Source organism: Roseburia sp. OM04-10BH (assembly GCF_003462605.1).
Taxonomy (GTDB): domain Bacteria; phylum Bacillota; class Clostridia; order Lachnospirales; family Lachnospiraceae; genus Roseburia_C; species Roseburia_C amylophila.
Genome location: NZ_QTZI01000012.1, coordinates 82,101 through 99,842 on the forward strand (window position 1 = coordinate 82,101; position 17,742 = coordinate 99,842).

General features: G+C 41.5%; 13 protein-coding genes and 2 pseudogenes. 1 reads left to right on the top strand and 14 read right to left on the bottom strand.

Translation table 11 applies throughout. From position 1 onward, the window contains the following. Positions 1–249 precede the first annotated feature (249 nt). The 11 genes and pseudogenes from carB to DXB43_RS12320 form a co-directional block, all read right to left on the bottom strand. Complete coding sequence (carB, locus tag DXB43_RS12265) at positions 250–3,456, bottom strand: carbamoyl-phosphate synthase large subunit (RefSeq protein WP_117947699.1); 3,207 nt, start codon at positions 3,454–3,456, stop codon at positions 250–252. Beyond that, the gene (locus DXB43_RS12270) at positions 3,456–4,526 is read right to left on the bottom strand and encodes a carbamoyl phosphate synthase small subunit (protein WP_022243003.1); all 1,071 of its coding nucleotides are present in this window, start codon (positions 4,524–4,526) and stop codon (positions 3,456–3,458) included. The genes carB and DXB43_RS12270 overlap by 1 nt, the downstream gene beginning before the upstream one ends. A gap of 331 nt (positions 4,527–4,857) precedes the next feature. Next, the gene (gene eno, locus DXB43_RS12275; RefSeq protein ID WP_117947700.1) at positions 4,858–6,156 is read right to left on the bottom strand and encodes a phosphopyruvate hydratase; all 1,299 of its coding nucleotides are present in this window, start codon (positions 6,154–6,156) and stop codon (positions 4,858–4,860) included. Between the two features lie 207 nt (positions 6,157–6,363). Then, positions 6,364–7,653, bottom strand: a complete 1,290-nt coding sequence (locus DXB43_RS12280) for a ComEC/Rec2 family competence protein (RefSeq protein ID WP_117947701.1) — start codon at positions 7,651–7,653, stop codon at positions 6,364–6,366. 122 nt (positions 7,654–7,775) lie between these two features. Continuing rightward, positions 7,776–8,276: a replication initiator protein A gene (locus DXB43_RS12285; protein WP_117947702.1), complete on the bottom strand. Its 501-nt coding sequence runs from the start codon at positions 8,274–8,276 to the stop codon at positions 7,776–7,778. A gap of 490 nt (positions 8,277–8,766) precedes the next feature. Beyond that, entirely contained in the window at positions 8,767–11,211 is a 2,445-nt protein-coding gene (locus DXB43_RS12295; RefSeq protein WP_117947704.1) for an ABC transporter permease, read from the bottom strand. Beyond that, positions 11,208–11,882, bottom strand: a complete 675-nt coding sequence (locus DXB43_RS12300; protein ID WP_015520995.1) for an ABC transporter ATP-binding protein — start codon at positions 11,880–11,882, stop codon at positions 11,208–11,210. The genes DXB43_RS12295 and DXB43_RS12300 overlap by 4 nt, the downstream gene beginning before the upstream one ends. Before the next feature lie 136 nt (positions 11,883–12,018). Then, positions 12,019–13,284 (bottom strand): sensor histidine kinase, encoded by a 1,266-nt coding sequence (locus DXB43_RS12305; protein ID WP_117947705.1) that lies wholly within the window; start codon positions 13,282–13,284, stop codon positions 12,019–12,021. Continuing rightward, the gene (locus tag DXB43_RS12310) at positions 13,263–13,949 is read right to left on the bottom strand and encodes a response regulator transcription factor (RefSeq protein ID WP_117947706.1); all 687 of its coding nucleotides are present in this window, start codon (positions 13,947–13,949) and stop codon (positions 13,263–13,265) included. Before DXB43_RS12310 ends, DXB43_RS12305 begins: the two co-directional genes overlap by 22 nt. A 49-nt stretch (positions 13,950–13,998) precedes the next feature. Beyond that, positions 13,999–14,220, bottom strand: a pseudogene (locus tag DXB43_RS15805) (23S rRNA (uracil-5-)-methyltransferase RumA); the annotation flags it as partial. A gap of 91 nt (positions 14,221–14,311) precedes the next feature. After that, positions 14,312–14,770 (bottom strand): hypothetical protein, encoded by a 459-nt coding sequence (locus DXB43_RS12320; protein ID WP_055194426.1) that lies wholly within the window; start codon positions 14,768–14,770, stop codon positions 14,312–14,314. A gap of 310 nt (positions 14,771–15,080) precedes the next feature. Between DXB43_RS12320 and DXB43_RS12325 the strand changes: the two genes are divergently transcribed. Continuing rightward, a complete protein-coding gene (locus tag DXB43_RS12325) occupies positions 15,081–15,329 on the top strand; it encodes a DUF6061 family protein (protein ID WP_117947707.1) in 249 nt (82 codons plus the stop codon). Positions 15,330–15,378: 49 nt separating this feature from the next. Here the strand turns inward: DXB43_RS12325 and DXB43_RS12330 are convergent, their stop codons facing one another. The 3 genes and pseudogenes from DXB43_RS12330 to DXB43_RS12340 all read right to left on the bottom strand — a co-directional run. Beyond that, complete coding sequence (locus DXB43_RS12330; RefSeq protein WP_330417884.1) at positions 15,379–16,206, bottom strand: sensor histidine kinase; 828 nt, start codon at positions 16,204–16,206, stop codon at positions 15,379–15,381. 194 nt (positions 16,207–16,400) lie between these two features. Then, positions 16,401–17,078 (bottom strand): response regulator transcription factor, encoded by a 678-nt coding sequence (locus DXB43_RS12335; protein ID WP_055228678.1) that lies wholly within the window; start codon positions 17,076–17,078, stop codon positions 16,401–16,403. 19 nt (positions 17,079–17,097) lie between these two features. After that, positions 17,098–17,742 (bottom strand): annotated as a pseudogene (locus tag DXB43_RS12340) (ABC transporter permease); the annotation flags it as partial.

The following is a 17,742-nucleotide window of genomic DNA, read 5'->3' on the forward strand; positions in this document are numbered from 1 at the left end:
ATTTCATCTCATTTTTTCATAGCTCAGTACTCCCGCTGATTCTTCAGCAACTACCTATCAGATTAACCATTTTACATTTCTTTGTCAATTGTCATTTTTATTCAAATTATGTTTCCGTTTTTGTATATATTATATAAACGCTGCCTGCGCCTGTAGTGCCTGCTACCGGCAGCTTCTTACAGATGCCTGACAGAAAAAATTTCAGCCCCATGTGTTCCAATCGAAACACATGAGGCTGTTTTTTTGCTCTTAAATATTCTTCACGGTTGCAATATCTACCAGAGTAAGCTCTGACTGGGCATTTTCCAAGCTGGTTGCCAGTGCGTTGGCTGTATCCATTGCTGTGATACAGTATACGCCGGTCTCAATTGCATTACGGCGAATCAGGAATCCGTCACGGTTCTTATCACCATTTCCCTGGGTAGGAGTGTCAATGACAAGGTCAATCTTATGGCCTAAGATTAAGTCCATAACGTTTGGTGACTCCTGGGTAATCTTATTGACACGCAGTGCATCTACGCCATGCTCCTGTAAATATTTTGCAGTACTTCTGGTTGCATAAATCTTGTAGCCTAAGGCTGCAAAACGTTTTGCAACACCGACTGCCTCCGGCTTGTCTGCATCCTTTACCGTCATAATCATCTGCTTATATTTTGGAAGCTGGACACCTGCTCCTAAGAATGCTTTATATAAGGCTTCATCAAAGGTCTTGGCAATTCCTAAACATTCTCCGGTGGACTTCATTTCCGGTCCAAGGCTGATTTCTGCTCCACGCAGTTTCTCGAAGGAGAATACCGGCATCTTGATTGCGATATAATCTGCGGTTGGTGCAAGTCCCGGTGTGTAACCCATTCCCTTGATGGTATTTCCAATGATAACCTTGGTTGCCAGGTCTACGATTGGAATACCGGTAACTTTACTGATATATGGTACCGTTCTTGAAGAACGTGGATTTACTTCGATGACATATACCTGCTCGTCCATTACGATAAACTGGATGTTAATCAGTCCTACTACATGTAATGCCTGTGCTAAACGCTTGGTATATTCTACCAGCATTTCTCTTACTTCATCACTGATGGTCGGTGCCGGATATACGGAAATACTGTCTCCGGAATGTACTCCGGTACGCTCGATATGCTCCATGATACCAGGAATTAAAATATCTGTACCATCGCATACGGCATCTACTTCGATTTCCTTACCCATCAGGTATTTATCAACCAGAATCGGGTGATCCTGAGCAATACGGTTGATGATTCCGATAAATTCTTCAATCTCTTCATCATTGTATGCAATCTTCATACCCTGTCCGCCCAATACATAGGAAGGACGAACCAGTACCGGGTAACCCAGACGGTGTGCAACTTCTTTGGCTTCTTCTGCGGTAAATACAGTTCCGCCTGCTGCTCTTGGGATTCCGGTCTTCTCTAAGATTTCATCAAAAAGCTCTCTGTCCTCTGCAGCATCTACATCTTCTGCCTTGGTTCCAAGAATCTTGACACCCATCTTCATTAAGCTTTCGGTCAGCTTGATTGCGGTCTGTCCACCGAACTGAACTACAGCTCCGTCCGGTTTTTCTAATTTTACAATTGCCTCAACATCTTCCGGTGTCAGTGGCTCGAAATACAGTTTATCTGCAATATCAAAGTCTGTTGATACCGTCTCCGGGTTGTTATTTACGATAACTGTCTCCCAGCCTTCCTTGGCAAATGCCCAGGTGCTGTGTACAGAACAGTAGTCGAACTCGATACCCTGTCCGATACGGATTGGGCCGGAACCTAATACCAGAACTTTCTTCTTCGGTGTTGTCTCTGTTGCTTCGTTTTCACTGCCAAATACGGAATAGTAATATGGAGTGGATGCTTCAAACTCTGCGGCACAGGTATCAACCATCTTAAAGGCTGCTACGATACCATTTTCGTAACGCATGTCATGAATTTCTTTTTCACTCTTTCCGGTAAGTTCTGCAATGACTTTATCCGGGAATTCCATACGTTTTGCTTCTTTTAAAAGCTCTACGGTAAGTGGTTTTGTCTTTAAATCCTGCTCCATCTCAACTAAGATAGCCAGTTTGTCAATAAACCATTTATCAATCTTTGTAATCTCATGAATTTTATCATAAGATACGCCACGGCGCAGTGCTTCTGCAATAACCCAGATTCTGCGGTCATCTACTACATGTAACTGCTCCTGTAACTCCTCATCAGAAAGCTTGCTGAAGTCATAGGATAAAAGACTGTCTACATGCTGCTCTAAGGAACGGATTGCTTTCATCAGGGCACCTTCAAAGTTATTGCAGATACTCATAACTTCTCCGGTTGCTTTCATCTGTGTTGTTAACGTACGTTTTGCAGTGATGAATTTATCAAATGGAAGTCTTGGGATTTTTACTACGCAGTAGTCTAACATCGGCTCAAAACTTGCATATGTCTTTCCGGTAATTGCATTCTTGATTTCATCTAAGGTATAGCCCAGTGCAATCTTTGCAGCAACTTTTGCAATCGGATATCCGGTTGCTTTGGATGCTAATGCAGAAGAACGGGATACACGAGGATTAACCTCGATAACACAATATTCGAAGGTTTCCGGATGCAGTGCGTACTGTACGTTACATCCACCGGTAATATTTAATTCGGAAATGATATTAAGTGCAGAAGTACGCAGCATCTGGTACTCTTTATCACCTAATGTCTGGGAAGGTGCTACTACGATAGAGTCTCCGGTATGTACACCAACCGGGTCAATGTTTTCCATATTACATACAGTAATACAGTTTCCATTGGCATCACGCATTACTTCGTACTCGATTTCCTTCCAGCCTGCGATACAACGTTCTACCAGTACTTCTCCGACACGGCTCAGACGAAGTCCGTTGGATAAGATGTCGATAAGCTCTGTCTCATTATGTGCGATTCCGCCGCCGCTTCCTCCTAAGGTATAAGCAGGACGAAGTACAACCGGATATCCGATGGTATTGGTAAATTTGATACCATCTTCTACATTGTGTACTACCTGGGATGGTGCACATGGCTCACCGATTTTTTCCATGGTATCTTTAAATGCCTGACGATCCTCAGCCTTAAAAATTGTCTCAGCAGTTGTACCAATCAGTTTGACACCCTGTTTCTCTAAGAATCCGGATTCTGCTAACTCCATACCAAGGTTAAGACCTGCCTGTCCACCTAAGGTAGGAAGGACGCTGTCCGGTTTTTCTTTTATGATAATCTGCTCTAATACTTTTGCAGTTAATGGCTCGATATAAACTTCATCTGCAATATCCTTATCCGTCATAATGGTAGCAGGATTGGAGTTCACCAGAACAACTTCGATTCCTTCTTCTTTTAAAGAACGACATGCCTGTGTTCCTGCATAGTCAAACTCTGCAGCCTGTCCAATGACAATCGGACCTGAACCAATTACTAATACTTTTTTAATATCTTTATTCTTAGGCATTATTTCGTTCCTCCCATCATCTCAATAAAACGGTCAAAAAGGTAAGCAGAATCCTGTGGTCCCGGACATGCTTCCGGATGGAACTGTACGGTAAAAATGTTCTTTCCGACATACTCTAATCCTTCGTTGGTTCCATCGTTTACATTTACAAATGCCGGTTTTGCAATTTTCTCATCCAGGGTATTGGTATCTACTGCATAACCATGGTTCTGGCTGGAAATGTATACACGGTTGGTCTTTAAATCCTTAACCGGATGATTTCCTCCACGATGACCATATTTCAAATGATATGTGTCTGCACCGGTTGCAAGTGCCATCAGCTGATGTCCCAAGCAGATTGCAAAAATCGGTGTGTCGGATTCATATAATTTACGAATCTCTGCAATAATCTCCTTGCACTCCTTCGGGTCTCCAGGTCCATTACTTAACATGATTCCGTCCGGATTGGTGCTTAAAATTTCTTCTGCTGTGGTGTGTGCCGGATAAACGGTAACTTCACAGCCTCTTTTATTTAATGACTGGGCGATGTTTCTCTTAGCACCAAGGTCTAACAGTGCTACTTTTTTGCCCTTTCCAGGCAATACGCTTTTCTCTTCACAGGTTACTTTATCTACCACATTTCCTGTGGTGTAAGCCTTTAATTTTGGAATAATCTCATCCAGATTGTAATTCTCATCTGTTGTAATCATTCCATTCATTGTTCCCTTTTCACGTAAGAGCTTGGTTAATGCTCTGGTATCAATTCCTGCAATTCCCGGTATATCGTATTTTTTCAGAAAATCCTGAATGGTTCCTTCGCAGCGGAAATTACTCGGCATTCTGGATAATTCTCTTACAATATATCCATCTACCCATGGACGTCCTGACTCCATGTCCGGTGTAATTCCATAATTTCCAATCAAAGGATATGTCATTACTACCGCCTGTCCTGCATAAGATGGATCTGTCAGTACCTCTAAATACCCTGTCATCGACGTATTAAATACGATTTCACTGATGACTTCCCGTGTTGAACCGATGCTGGTTCCGGTAAATACATTGCCATCTTCCAATATAAGAAAAGCTTTCATTTGTTCACCCTGTCCTTTCTATTCTTCCGATACCTGCGCAAAAAAAAAGAGTCAGTCATCTCTTTTTCCTTCCTTTTGCATAAAAAATGCACCAAACCTGCACAGGCTACCTAAATTGTAAAAATTCTACCATATCGGGAAGGTTTTTTCAACCTTTTTCGCAAAACAAATAGTCACTAAGTTTGATGCATATTTATCCATTTTTTATGCATTTTTTCTTTTTCCCTCTATAATAACCACCCTTCCATTTTCCCGGTACGCCAAAAGAAGCTGCCGTACTGCAGCTTCTTTGGTGTTTGTTAAAGAATATCATTTATCTATAGGAGTACGATTATTTCACATTAAATGCTTTCTTTCCAGGATATACTGCACTGTCACCTAATTCCTCTTCAATGCGGAGTAACTGGTTGTATTTTGCAACACGCTCACTACGGCTTGGTGCACCGGTCTTAATCTGGCAGGTATTCAATGCAACTGCCAAATCTGCAATTGTGGTATCTGCTGTTTCACCGGAACGGTGGGAACTGATTGCGGTATAACCAGCCTTATGTGCCATCTTAATTGCCTCTAAGGTTTCAGATACGGAACCAATCTGGTTTAACTTAATTAAGATTGCATTTCCTGCGCCCAGTTCAATTCCTTTGGAAAGACGCTCGGTATTAGTAACAAATAAGTCATCACCTACTAACTGCACTTTGTCTCCAAGTCTTGCAGTAAGCTTCTGCCATCCTTCCCAGTCTTCCTCGTCCAGACCATCTTCGATAGAGATGATTGGATATTTCTCACATAATGCTTCCCAGTGTTCAATCAACTGCTCTGCGGTATATTCTGTACCAGCCTTTGGAAGCTTATAGTATCCTTTTCCTTTTTCGCTCTTCCACTCGGAGGATGCAGCGTCCATAGCAATCTTAAAGTCTTTGCCTGGCTCGTAGCCTGCTTTCTTTACTGCCTCTAAGATGGTTTCAATTGCTTCTTCGTCTGATTTTAATGCAGGTGCAAATCCACCTTCATCACCAACAGAGGTTGCAAGTCCTCGCTCTTTTAAAATAGAAGCAAGTGCATGGAATACTTCTGCACACCATCTTAAGCATTCTTTGAAGCTTGGTGCACCTACCGGCATGATCATAAATTCCTGCACATCAAGACCAGATGATAACGCATGGCATCCGCCATTTACAATATTCATCATCGGTACCGGAAGACGATTGCCGGAAATTCCACCAAGGAAACGATACAGTGGAATATCTAAAGAAATAGCTGCTGCTCTTGCTGTTGCAATGGATACCGCAAGAATTGCATTGGCTCCCAGTCTGGATTTGTCTTTGGTTCCATCTGCCTTACGCATTGCCGCATCAACTGCATAAATATCAGATGCATCCATTCCTGTGATTGTATCATTGATAATTGTATTGATATTTTCTACCGCCTTCGTTACCCCTTTGCCAAGGTATCTTGATTTATCTCCATCTCTTAATTCCAGTGCTTCAAATTCTCCGGTTGATGCACCACTTGGTGCAGTCCCTCTTCCTACTGTACCATCTGCAAGATATACCTCTGCTTCTACAGTAGGATTTCCTCTGGAATCCAAAATTTCACGTCCGACTACTTTTTCAATCTCTAAGTAATTCATGTCCTATACTCACCTTTCCTCTTTACATTTTGTCAGATACAGGACTTTTCCTCCCGGAAGAATATTTCTTCCGGTGAATATGGATATTGCCGTCTCCATATTCTAAAGGAGTCCCTATGATTTGCACGAAGTTAGTTGTTTCTAACTTCAATTATTGTATACTAACTTTATAAAAAGTGCAAGGGGCTTGGCGATTAGGTTTTCTCATTACTGCGGCGGATTACATCTTGAGCATGGTTCCAGTCCCATACTCTTCGCCTCTGACAAAGTCACCTCATGGTCACTCTTTTTTAAATAAGAACAGCCTGCCGAATGATATTTTGAACCGGTGTCTGTAATATGTACCATAACGGAACTGCTGTCACTATTTGAACTGCCGGATGCATCTGCAACTATACCTGTATCACTGATGCCTGATGATGTAGTGCTGTCTGCTGTGGAATTATTTGCTGTACTATCACTACTTCCGGTCGGTTCTCCTGCTTTCCAGCTTTCTGATGGGGAGCAGTTCCAGGTGATATCATTTCCATCTGACGTGGCTACAATCGTACCCTGTTCATCGGTACGGAACACGGATATGCCGGCTGCCCGCAGACGGTTCAGCACCTCTGCATGAGGATGTCCGTATTTATTGCCTTCACCGGCACTGATTACCACATAAGTCGGTGATACCCTATCCAAAAAAGCCTGACTTGTGGCTGTCTTGCTTCCATGATGCGCTGCCGCATAGACATCTGCCGAAATATCAATTCCATTATTTAAAATGTCCTCTTCCGCTTTTTCTTCTGCATCTCCGGTAAAGAGGAAGCGGTTGTTGCCATTCTGCACCAGCACACCCACCGACCAGTCGTTCATGTCATTTCCATAGTCTGCATTTGGCGCCACAATGGTAAAGGTTGCTCCTCCCAAAGTATAAGTCTCTCCAACTACCGGATAAGTAGTCTGATAGCCCTTGGACTTCATTGCCTGCACCACATCATCATAGGTTCTGGTATCATTTGCCACATTCGGCATGATAATTGTATCGCAGTCAAATTTATAAATTACTACATCCAATCCGCCAATATGGTCTGCATCCGGATGTGTTCCTATGACATAATCCAGTTTCTCTACACCCTGGCTCATAAGATAGGACTGTACCGTTGTTCCTTTGTCATTATTGCCGGCATCTATCAGCATGTAATGACCATCACAAGCTATCAAGGCAGCATCGCCCTGCCCTACATCTATGAAATGCACCTGCATCTGTCCGGCGGAACTGCTATCTGTCTTATAGGTATTACTGATGACTCCCTCGGTAACAAAATCCTCCGTATCACCACCAGGCTCTGTATTGCTTTCTGTCTCTGTTTCAGTCTGTGTTTCCGTGGCAACGGAACTTTCCCTGTCAGGCTTTTCTTTCTTATTATCCGAATGATTGCCGATTGCTCCGGCTATCATCAATACGAAAATAATAACTGCAATCCATAATTTCTTGTTTCCGGATTTCGATTTCATTTTCCTAACTCCTCCGTTTTTCTTAAAATTTCTTTTCTATTATAATATTTTTTTATGTTTTTTCCACAGAAAAACACTCCAGCCTAAGCCAGAGCGTCATCCCACTTCCATATTAAACTACCTTAATTTACTTCATAATATTTATTTCTTTTATATTTCTCAGTTACTTTACTAGGTGCCACATTTCCGACTCCTGCACAGCCATTTTTTCGGCTAGATGATGGTTGCTTTTCTGACTCTGTTATCGCCATCTTTTCAAACGCCTTATTATCAACTGGCTGTAAACCTATCTCATCAGATGGAATCTTTACATATAAATGATTAAGTTTTGAAAATCCACCGAATCTGCGAACCAATAATCCCTCATCATCTAATTCTTTCAATGTTGTTTTTACAGAAGATTTGCATTTGCCGATTTGAACAGACAATTCATCTATTGGAAATATCAGATAAACGTTTCCATACTTGTCTATCCAGCTATTCTTTCTCGATATCCGCGCCCGGTCATACAAAATCATATAAAGGAATTTTGCAGTTTGAGAAATTCGCAGTTTTAGCAAAAACTTCGGAAACCGGAAGTACTGAATCATCTGCTCTGACTCCTTCATGTATTCATATTTCATTCTTTTCTCGCCTCATTTCTGTTTCTAACTGTTGTAAAAATCATTTTTATGCCGGCTAAAAAATGTTCTTACACATATATAAAAGATGAAGGGCATAAACACAGGCTCTTGATGAAAATTTTTTATTTTTCCTGCAAAAAATACCCTTTCATTAATACGAAACGCTGAAAGGTATTTTTACAGCCCCTGAGGAAAACTTTTTTACTTTTTCAGTTAATTGAATATTTGAAAGCAAAAAAACACTCACCTATTCCAGTGATATGCCTTATCAAAATTTTCTTATTTTGTTGTCTGTGACGCTTACTCAGAAACGCTTGCGTATCTGCTAAAATGTAATCGCCTGCAATTATATTTTCACGTGGGTGTGGGGGCGCTTTCTGCCCCCACTCAGGAAATATTGCTAAAATACAGTTTAGATTTACCATACATACAAATTCCAAGTTATCTATTTCTCCTCTTCGTTAAGACCTAGTTCACTACATATTACTTGCTATCCCTGATACCTTATTCTTTCTACCAGCGTTTCCTTTTTCAGATTACTGCTTAAAACGCAGGAAAGTACAATCTGCAACAGACCGACCAAAAAAATCATAATAAAAATTGGTACGATTGGAACATGATAGATATTCATTCCAAATATTCCATTATGTTTTGCATAGGAAAAAAGTGTATAGCCGAGCGGCAGACCAATGATCAAAGCTACGCATATGGTGCCAACCGTAAAAATCAGTCCCTGTAACTGCAGACATAAATTTAATTGTTTATTTGTCATACCCACAGCCTGTAATATACCATATTCCTGCTTTTTTGTCGTAATATTCATGATCATGGTATTCGCCATATTCATAAACCCGATGAGTCCCACAACCGCCATAAACAGATAACAGCCAAGCTTCATCATGCTGCTTGCAAATTCGGCAGATTGTAATTGCGCATGATAAGTATCCATTTTTATATGCGAAGTATTAGAAATCAAAGTATTCAGACTTTGTTCCACAGATGCAACATCTTTTTTATCACAGTCCACCCACAGATAGCCATAGGCTGTTCCTCTCAGATTCATGGAACGATATACACCTTCCGGAATGACAAGATAAGTGTCCGCACTTACAAAAGATCCTGCAATCTTTCCCTGATAGGTATAGGTTCCACTTCCATTCTCAAAGTCAAATGCAATGGATTCACCCGGAGCATATCCATCTTGTTCCATCCACGTTGACCAGCCAAAGAAAATATCACCATTCTTTACCGCCTGATCATAGTCCATAGATCCAATATCCCCGTCCTGACGCATAAAATCAAAATCATTTTTACTCACAATAGCAGCCGGAAATCTTGTTCCGTTCAGATTTACAGAGACAATCTCTCTCGTCATGACATCTGTTACTCCCGGAATGCTTTTGATTTCTTCAATCAGCGAATCATTCAATGGATCATCCGTCAGAATCGTATCCAGATTATTCTCCGGATATCTTTCATCATACTCAGCAGAATAGTCAAGCTGCAGTTCAAATTGTCCATGATTAACGGAAAGACGTGCTTCATGCTCCGTGTCAATATTTCCCACATAATTAGAGATAATCACAAACAATACGCAAGAAAAACCCATTGTGAGGATAGTACCAATAGTTCTTTTGGGATTACCCGTTACATTTGCCATTGCCATAGAAAACACGGTGACATTTTTTCTGCCATTTCGTTTTCCTTTTTTTTGTGTTTCTGCATTTTCTAAATACCGTGTTGCTTCGATAGGTGAAATCCGTGAAACAATTTTCATTGGTTTACGCAGTGCCAAAGCAACGGTAAGAAATGATACGAAAATACAGAGAAGCATAACAGACAGGGAAAACAGAGGCACCTGCTGATTTTGAACTCCCATAGAGCCAGTTCCGGTTGATACAAGGTTCCCCTGTTCTACCAGCCAGTTAAAACCGCATTTTGCAATCAGAAAGCCAAAAAGCAATCCAACCGGTATTGAAAAAAATGTCAAAAAAATGCCCTCTCTGAAGATCAGTTGTTTCATCTGCTTTTTTGTCGCTCCCAGAGCCTTGATTTTTCCATACTCCTGTATCTTGTTGGCAATACCGACCTGAAAAATATTATAAATGACCACAACAGAGAAAAGTACAATTGCAAGAATCAAAACCCCGCATACCGCAATCGTTTCATAACTCGGCTGCAAGACCCATTGCAAATAGAGATCATTGACTATAACGTTTTTTTCTTCGATCCCACAAGCTGCTGCAATCTGCTTTATAACCGAATCAATATTATTCATAGATACATTTGCAGAATCATTTAAAGTAAAATAAATATTATACTGTCTGTCATTCTCTGCGACGTGCTCATCATAAAACTCCTGTGACCCGAAAGCAACATAAGATGCCTCGATGGTATACTCATCCCGGTCATATAGGATTCCGCTGACAACAAATTCTTCCGGCTTATATTCTGACTGCATCCCTGCGCGGTAATCCAGTGTAACCGTATCTCCGACCTTTACATCATCATATCCCATTTCACGAAAAAATGCTCTTCCTGCGGCAATTTCCTGCGTTCCCCCCGGATACTTTCCTTCCTTTAACTCATATTCCTTATTATAGGGAAGCATTTTTCTTGCAGTCTCATCCATGCAGACAAAACCACCGTTTTCGTTGCCTTTTATGATACCTTCGGTGCACATAGTGCCTGTAGCATCTATTTCCGCACGGCGGTTTACTTCTTTTAACTGCGAGGCATCTGCTGCGACAAACAAACCATAATTGCTTCCATATGAGCCTGCCGCCTGACTTTTCTGTAAACGGATTATTCCATTTCCCACAGTACTGATAATCACAAGCAGCATCGTAGTCAGACATATGGACATCATAATCAGTATACTTCTTGTCTTGTTCTTTTTGTCATTGCTATATGCAATCCTGCTTATTGTCTTCATCTGAAATCCACCACCTGTCCGTCCTCAATTACCAGAATACGATCAGCGACCTGTGCAATTTCGTCATCATGGGTAATCATTACAATTGTCTGTCCATATTTTTTGGCTGTCATCTTAAGCAGGGCGATTACCTCATCACTGGTCTTGGAATCAAGATTTCCTGTCGGCTCATCTGCAAATATAATTTCCGGACGATTCACCAGTGCTCTTGCAATTGCCACTCTCTGCTGCTGTCCTCCGGATAACTGATTTGGCAGATTGTAAATCCTCTTTTCAATCCCCAGAGTTGCAATAATATCATTTACATACGCTTCATCTACTTTTCTTCCATCCAGCCCCAGTGGCAGTACAATATTTTCCCAGACATTAACAGATGAAACCAGATTAAATGCCTGAAAAACAAATCCGATTTTTCTTCTGCGGAAAACAGCAAGGGCATCTTCCTTCATCCTGTATAAATCTTTCCCCGCTAAAGTAACACTGCCTTTTGTCGGAGTATCAAGCCCTCCAAGCATATGAAGTAATGTACTTTTACCGGAACCTGACTTTCCAACAATTGCGACAAATTCTCCCTGCTCAATCTGAATGTCCACCTGATTAACCGCTTTGACCTGATTCTCACCTGCGCCATAAAACTTACAAAGTTGCTTGGTTTCTAATATCACACTCATGTGTTGCCTCCTTTTTCATTCTGTAAAGTGTACCTTTTCAACCTACATCCAAATTGTATCAGGATAATCTTTCATTTCACTTTCAAAAAACGAGCAGAAGTCTTACAGAATTGTAAGATTTCTGCTCACTTAAAATTTAACCAACATATGGTAATTGAATCACAAACATGCTTCCTTTTTTCTTTTTGCCGGAGGTTACCGTAATCGTACCTTCGTGTTTTTCGATAATTTCTCTCGATAGAAAAAGTCCGATTCCTGTACCACTCTTTTCCATGACCTCCTTGGAACTTCCTCTGTAAAATCGTTGAAAAATTTTGTGATACTCATTCTGCGGAATACCAATTCCCTGATCCTCAATTTCCATTCTTACAAGATCGTTTCTTTTTTGTAACCGGATAAATATTTTTGAACCACACGGACTGTACTTGATTGCATTATCCAGAACGTTGATCACAGCTTCACCAAGCCACCTTTTATCCTGCATAATCGTGCATGTTTCCAGCTCTTTTTCATAGTCAAAAACGAATTCAATTTCTTTCTCATCCGCTTTAGGATAAGTGCGGTTCACAGCAGATATGACAGTATCCATAAGCGGAAGTTTTTTCTTATTAATCTGAATCAGTCCAGTTTCCATCTTGGATATTTCAAGAAGCGACTGCAATAATGTCTCCAGTCCATCCAGAGCACTCCGACAACGGATACGAAACTCCTCCTGTTCTGTGGCACTTAAGTCATTCTGCATCAGCACACTAAAACATGTATCCAAAGCTGCAACCGGTGTCTTTAACTGGTGAGAAATATCAGAAACCATTTCTTTCGTGTTCTCCTTTTCTGCCCTTGCTTCTTCCTTTAGCAACTGAATATGATGTCCGATTGCTTCAAGCTGGTCATTCAATTTTTCCAGTTCTGCATGATTTTCCGTTTTCAGTAAATCATCAAATTTATTTTCACGGAATCTGATCAGAATTTCTTCCAACCGGTCTAAAATTTTTTGATGACACGCATCTTCTTTTTTCTTCCAATAAAGTAAAAAAGTCAAAAGAAATACGCATATCACAGTGCTTACAGCACCGGTCACCATAACCTGATGCCGGAATTGCGAATAAAATGCATTCCCTTTATTCCCCCAGTATCCATATTGCTCCAATAATCGCCTTCCCTGTTCGTTCGTTTCAATATCCTTATCCTTAAGCAATTCCGAAACAGCATCCAGCCCGGAAAATTCTTCCTTTGCAGCAATCTCTGTCATAAGATTCATTTTATATTTATAATCTTCATAAAACACATACGTGGTAAAGCAATTTAATATTGCAAACAATAATATGACAGGTAATACCAGGGAGAGCACTACTGTAATCTTCTTGCGATATCTCTTTGTCACTACCTTACCTCCTGATTCCATATATACCCAAGACCTCTGATATTCTTTATATAGACCGGTGCAGCCGGATTGTCTTCGATTTTCTCACGGAGTCTTCTGATATTGACAGCGATTGTATTTTCATCCACAAAATCCCCTTCCAGATCAAACACATTTTCCAATATTTGTGTTTTTGAAAGAATCTGTTTCGGATTCTGAAGAAAAAAAGTCAGCATTTTCAACTCCGTTTTTGTCAGACTGATTTCACGACTCTTTATCAGGACTTTCATTTCTCCTGCGATAAATACGATATCTCCCGAAATCATCTTTCCGGCTTCCGTTTTCTCCTGTCTGCGGCGGAAATGTGCTTCTATTTTCAAGAGAAGTACCGAAAGACTAAACGGCTTTGTAATATAATCATCTGCCCCTGCTTCATATCCCATGACCTGATCCATCTCCTGATCTAGTGCTGTAAGACAAATAATGTATGTATTATAATTGCATCTCATCCACCTTACAAATTCCAGTCCATTCCCATCCGGAAGATTCACATCACAAATGGTAACATCCACATTATTATCACTTGCAATTCTTTTCGCTTTTTTCACTGATTCTGCTGAAAAAACCTCATATCCAGATTTTTTCAGTGAAAATGTAATTCCACGATTTAAATTTTCATCATCTTCAACCACAAGTATACCTGGCATAGCATATGCGCCTCTCTTTATTAACTATTCTCCTCGTTGCAACGCACAAATTCTTTCCAACTTCAATTCTGCATTTTCTCTTTACCTGCGAAATATACAGATTGGAAACCTTCATGCCGGCATTATGTTCAGCCACATACTTCTTTATCTCATCATATGTAGCCTTAGTCTCTGCAGATGTTATATCCATATCATCAAGTTCAATCGTGACATTAATGTAATCATCCGGCTTTTGTTACAATTGGGACAAAAGAACCACAGTCTCAATATTCCCCTGAACTTTGATTTTATACTGCATAGCGAAAGTATGCAATAGGTTTTCAAAGTGGGGTAATGGTTTTATCCCCATAAAAAGCGGATGATTAAATGTATTTTAGAATTTTCCTATACAAATCCCATAGTCTCGGCGCACAAAAACCGCCCAATGCACTCAGCCCTCGATGTTCATGAATATCTCTATCTTCCACCTCAAATAGTCTATGGAAATCATCTCCCTGTCCAACATAGACGGATTTGTCATAATTAAGAAATGTAGACCTGCCACTGAATTGGTCACCAGTGATATCTATAATAATACGCTTGTCTACCATCAGCCACGCATGGGATTGTCCATTCCCATCTGTTTTACCCCAATACGTTCCACAGACATAATCTGTTTTGATACCCTTATCCAGCAAATACTGAGCCAACAAATCACTCGTATCTCCGCAGCAAGCACGTGGAAATCTGCGATATATGCTGTCGTTATCAAACTCCCCAGCTTCCAATGCCGCATCAATCGCTTTCCGAAATTGGGTTGCTAATTGTTCTATATCCTTCATCATACGCTCCTATAACAAAACCACTTTTGCGAAAAAGTATCCTTTCGCCAAAATGTATATTCTCCGTTCCCAAAAGCCTATCCCCTGGGGTAAACCTCCACTTATATCATCACTCTACGGAAACAGAAACACACATCCATTTTTCTTTCAAAATCGCAGAAACCTTTGGCTTAACAGTGATAAGGAACTAATTTACTTATCAACTGTTAGCTGACGGTTTCCGGGGTGCATACGGACAAATCCCGTCTGATTTCTAACAGAAAGTCAGACGGGATTTTCGCTTTATATTACGAATTATGGAGGACATACCATGAAAACCTTAATATCTTGTGCCTACAATATGGATAATTGCTGTGTGAAAGTGAAATTCAGCGACGGCAGTATGATTGCGATTGACACTATCGTCGTTGAGAACGAGATTGCTGACAATATGTATCAGCGGTCAGAGCTGGATTATTTGATCTACAACGCTCCTTTGGAGTATGCAGACCTTATCTTGAACGGCGATCCCGAAACCTATTTGAAAACTGTAACAGAATACAAGCCTTGGGATAGCTGACAACACGCTGCCCGCAGGAGAAAATCCTGCGGGCGTTTTTCTGTTTATATTATTTCCCTCCGTTGGATCTCAATTTAGGAAAGAAGATGACAATCTTGAAGCTCTTTCCCCACTGGGAAGCTGCTTCCAGATGAAGGTTTAGATCGTCAGCCATCTTCTTAACCAGGTAAAGCCCTATACCGGTAGCTTTCTTTCTGCTGTCAGTAGAATCCCCGGTAAAGCCCTTTTGAAAAATATACGGCAGATCATATTTTTTTACACCGATGCCATTATCCTCAACTGAAAGGACATCTGCGATCTCCGAATGTATCATAGAGATTGTTAGCATGGGACTATCGCTGCTATATTTTATGGCATTGCTCACGATCTGTCCCAACATAAACTGAAGCCCTCTACGGTCTGTATAGACTGTTTCAGATTGCAGTTTATTGATAATTACAAACTGCTTTTCTTCCAGAAGTGGGGCATAGTCCTCCAGAACTTCACCCAAGCAGTCATTCAAATTGACATCCTCAAATCGGTAATCCTTTGTACTGCTCTTCAACCGGGCATAGTACAGCATCTGCGTGACATCCTCCTGAAGCTGACTGCGGACATAATCCAGCTTTGCTTGCAGGGAAGGAGAGATTTCATCGTTCCGGTTATCCAAGAGCATGGTCAGCAACGATAGGGGCGTTTTCGCTTCATGTGCCCAGCCCTCCACGTATTCTTCATAGTCCCGTAGGGCATCCGCCATATTGTTACTCTCGTTTTTGTATTCCCGTAAAACCGAAGCCAAAAATCGGACAGATTCTCCTTCTTTCTGACTAATGGCACTGAGCAGCCGTTCTTCATTGCAGATGGTAGGATCACTGAGGAAATCTCGGAACAGTTCCATGTGGGTGTTCTCCCTCTTGTTTAGTACAAACAGAATCGCTGAAAACAAAAGGATGCTCGTCAGAACTACTAACCCGATCAAGGTTTGAAATACCTGAATGTCAGAAATCCAAAGAATGACAGCGCAAAAGCAATCCACGCCCAGCAGCAACAGAAGCCAGGGGTAGTACCGTTCTATCATGTGCCAAAGCTGCTTCATAGAGACACCTCCGCTTCCAAACGGTAGCCCATTCCTCGAACTGCAACGATTCGCTGCTTCATTTCAAGGGCGGACATCGTTTTTTTCAGCCGGGTTAGGTTAACCTGCAAGGCATTTTCATCTATGTATTCCGTGGTTCCCCATAGTGCCATGCAAAGCTGCTCCGTCGTGACCAGAGCATCGCCGCCGGACAAAAGAGCGACCAACAGTTTTCCCTGATTTTTTGGAAGCACCACAGAGGTATTATGAATATAAAGCGTGTAGGTCTGCTGGTCTAACAGGAAATCTGGTCCCTCTATGAGATTGGTACGGCCTTCATACCTTTTGAGAATATTGGATACCCTGGCAAGAAGTCGATCTTTTCTGCACGGCTTCGTCAAATATTCATCGGCACCCAACTGGAACGCTTGCAGTTCATCCTTTACCTGATCTCTGGAAGTCAGCACCAGGACGGGGATAGCAGTTTTATTCTTTAGCTCCTGGCAGATTTGAAAGCCACTGATCTCCGGCAAGTTCAGGTCTAAGATCACAAGGTCAGGGCGGAGGGCTGCCAAGAGCCGAGCGGCATCTTCAAACTCGGTAATTGCCTCCACAAGATAGCCGTCCTTTTGGAGCATATCGCAGAGTTCTTCCCGCATATAGACTTCATCTTCCACAACAGCAATTCTTTTCATGACAGCACCTCCTTCCAAATTATTCTTCTCTCTGCGGCTGCATCAGTGTCAGCAAATACCGATCACTGGAGCGCTTGACCACTCTCATATAAATATATTCTATCACGCAAAGTAGTAAAATCATAGCAGCAGATACAAGCAGCATTTCAGACACTGTCCCACGGGTTCGGGACGAGAGTATCCCTGTAAATAACGCCCTGACTCCAAACAGACTGCTGACAGCCGCAACCAATACAGGAAGTCCCATAAACCAGGTAATTTGCTTTCCAGCAGACTGGCAAAGGGTTTCGTAAGTAGCTCCCAGGCGGATCAGAGTCTGGTATCTGCGCCCGGTTTTCTGCTGACTCATCAGGAACTGAACACCCACGATGGTGTTGGCAACTACCAGGAAAACAATCGCAAGATAGAGGGTAATATAACTGGATGCTATGGTGTAGAAAAGCTGACGACCTATATTCTGAAGATAGCTTTCATATTCAATGCCAGTTTCGTCCAGCTTCTCGTTCAAATCCAAATATGCAGTCATAAGGCTATTTCCATCCAGAGCCTGCTCACTGAGCACCGCATTGACATAGGTATCATACATTCCCTGGCTATAATATAGGAATGCTTCATCCGGAAGAATCAATGCAAAGGACAAGGTTATAGAACGGTCCGTGACCAA

What these genes read in the sequence shown, in the direction of transcription:
- carB (WP_117947699.1), bottom strand. Translation starts at nt 3,456, where the DNA reads ATGCCTAAGAATAAAGATATTAAAAAAGTATTAGTAATTGGTTCAGGT.
- DXB43_RS12270 (WP_022243003.1), bottom strand. Translation starts at nt 4,526, where the DNA reads ATGAAAGCTTTTCTTATATTGGAAGATGGCAATGTATTTACCGGAACC.
- eno (WP_117947700.1), bottom strand. Translation starts at nt 6,156, where the DNA reads ATGAATTACTTAGAGATTGAAAAAGTAGTCGGACGTGAAATTTTGGAT.
- DXB43_RS12280 (WP_117947701.1), bottom strand. Translation starts at nt 7,653, where the DNA reads ATGAAATCGAAATCCGGAAACAAGAAATTATGGATTGCAGTTATTATT.
- DXB43_RS12285 (WP_117947702.1), bottom strand. Translation starts at nt 8,276, where the DNA reads ATGAAATATGAATACATGAAGGAGTCAGAGCAGATGATTCAGTACTTC.
- DXB43_RS12295 (WP_117947704.1), bottom strand. Translation starts at nt 11,211, where the DNA reads ATGAAGACAATAAGCAGGATTGCATATAGCAATGACAAAAAGAACAAG.
- DXB43_RS12300 (WP_015520995.1), bottom strand. Translation starts at nt 11,882, where the DNA reads ATGAGTGTGATATTAGAAACCAAGCAACTTTGTAAGTTTTATGGCGCA.
- DXB43_RS12305 (WP_117947705.1), bottom strand. Translation starts at nt 13,284, where the DNA reads ATGGAATCAGGAGGTAAGGTAGTGACAAAGAGATATCGCAAGAAGATT.
- DXB43_RS12310 (WP_117947706.1), bottom strand. Translation starts at nt 13,949, where the DNA reads ATGCCAGGTATACTTGTGGTTGAAGATGATGAAAATTTAAATCGTGGA.
- DXB43_RS12320 (WP_055194426.1), bottom strand. Translation starts at nt 14,770, where the DNA reads ATGAAGGATATAGAACAATTAGCAACCCAATTTCGGAAAGCGATTGAT.
- DXB43_RS12325 (WP_117947707.1), top strand. Translation starts at nt 15,081, where the DNA reads ATGAAAACCTTAATATCTTGTGCCTACAATATGGATAATTGCTGTGTG.
- DXB43_RS12330 (WP_330417884.1), bottom strand. Translation starts at nt 16,206, where the DNA reads ATGGAACTGTTCCGAGATTTCCTCAGTGATCCTACCATCTGCAATGAA.
- DXB43_RS12335 (WP_055228678.1), bottom strand. Translation starts at nt 17,078, where the DNA reads ATGAAAAGAATTGCTGTTGTGGAAGATGAAGTCTATATGCGGGAAGAA.